Origin of the sequence: Acinetobacter towneri (genome assembly GCF_001758345.1) — a bacterium.
GTDB classification, from domain to species: Bacteria; Pseudomonadota; Gammaproteobacteria; order Pseudomonadales; family Moraxellaceae; genus Acinetobacter; species Acinetobacter towneri_A.
This window is the reverse complement of the sequence record NZ_MKQS01000054.1, coordinates 1-1366: the sequence shown is the minus strand read 5'-3', so window position 1 is coordinate 1366 and position 1366 is coordinate 1. Positions and strand designations below refer to the sequence as shown.

Annotated in this window: 1 protein-coding gene and 2 pseudogenes; 1 reads left to right on the top strand and 2 read right to left on the bottom strand. The window is 34.6% G+C overall.

The genetic code is table 11. The features are described from left to right. Positions 1-222 (bottom strand): annotated as a pseudogene (locus BJN41_RS13945) (IS3 family transposase); the annotation flags it as partial. 280 nt (positions 223-502) lie between these two features. Between BJN41_RS13945 and BJN41_RS13940 the strand changes: the two are divergent. Continuing rightward, positions 503-1069: pseudogene (locus tag BJN41_RS13940) on the top strand (hypothetical protein); the annotation flags it as partial. 54 nt (positions 1070-1123) lie between these two features. On the opposite strand, the gene BJN41_RS13935 reads toward BJN41_RS13940, so the two are convergent. After that, the coding region (locus BJN41_RS13935) for an integrase core domain-containing protein (protein WP_141730399.1) at positions 1124-1366 on the bottom strand (243 nt) is incomplete at its 5' end.

Genomic DNA, 1366 nt, shown 5'->3' with positions numbered 1-1366 from the left:
AAGATCAATGGGAGGTTCTGATGGAGCTTTTGATTGATCGAAAGCTTGTGAGGAAGCTGAGATCAATTGATTTTTCCAGTCAATAATTTGGTTTTGATGAACATCAAACTCAGAACTCAATTCAGCAAGTGTTTTTTCTGCTTTGATCGCAGCAAGTGCTACCTTAGCCTTAAAGTCGTTTGAATGATTTCTTCTTGGTCTACGTGCCATAAAATACTCCATATATTGATGTTTATAACATCATTTGAGGAGCAGAATATCACTTATAGGAGTTGTTCAAATTTACGGATCCATCTCTGTCATTAGTTCTACTGTCATAGAGCGATATTTCATAAATAAGTAATCGGATGTGGAAATTTTTAAAGACATATTCATGATTAAAATTTAACAGTTATCTTGATGAATTTAGTTTAGTATCCTGAAAATAGTAAAAGTAGATTGGTACTAGCTTTTAAAAATATAGTAGTATTATGCTATGTAATTATCTGTATTTTAATAAATTATGATTGATAAAAAATTATCAAGCTTAGAGCAGCTTGAGCAGGATATATGGTTAAACTTTTGTTACTACTATCAGTGTGAATTGGATAATGAATTAATAGAAACAGCGAATCAATCATATATTGATCAAAAAGAAAAAATCATAAAAAGAATGCAGCAGAATGATTTCCCATTGAGTGAGCAGTCAGCTTTTCATTTAGAAATGATGGGGGATGTGGTTTCAATCCCTTTCAAGCCATTCCAGATTACACAGCTTTTAATGCAGATAAATACATTAAGACTTGAGGTGAATAACTTGCCTGCCAAAATTTTCCAAAGGCATTATTCAGATATTTTAATTGCTTATGTGCAAATGCTTGGTGGGGTGGAGTTTATTCAGAACAGTACACTTGCCAAAAGTGCAAAGGCAATCATTGCAGTCAAAGCTCGTTACGACAAGCATTTGTATCCAAGACGGGAAATTTTATATCGCACTTTAAGAGAGCAGGTGGCGCGTCGTGGCAAATGGGATAATTTGAATCAAGCTGTTCATTTTGTGTTGGATGATCTGGTCAAAGCTTTTGAGGTTGTACTAGCTCAAACCTGATCTGACAGTTACCCATTTTTTATTGTGCCTGTCAGGTTAAATTTGAGCTAAATTTTTCTCAGCCCAAATCCGTTTTCCATCAAGTAAAGTTTCAAGTGGTGTACGACCACAGCACATTTTTCCTTGATGAGTCCGTTCAGTATTATAGAATTTCAGCCAATCGTCTAGATCAACTTGTAATTCTTCCAATGAGCTATAAAGCTTCTTCCTAAACGTAATTTGATAGAACTCCTGCAAAATCGTCTTATGGAAACGCTCACATATACCATTTGTTTGCGG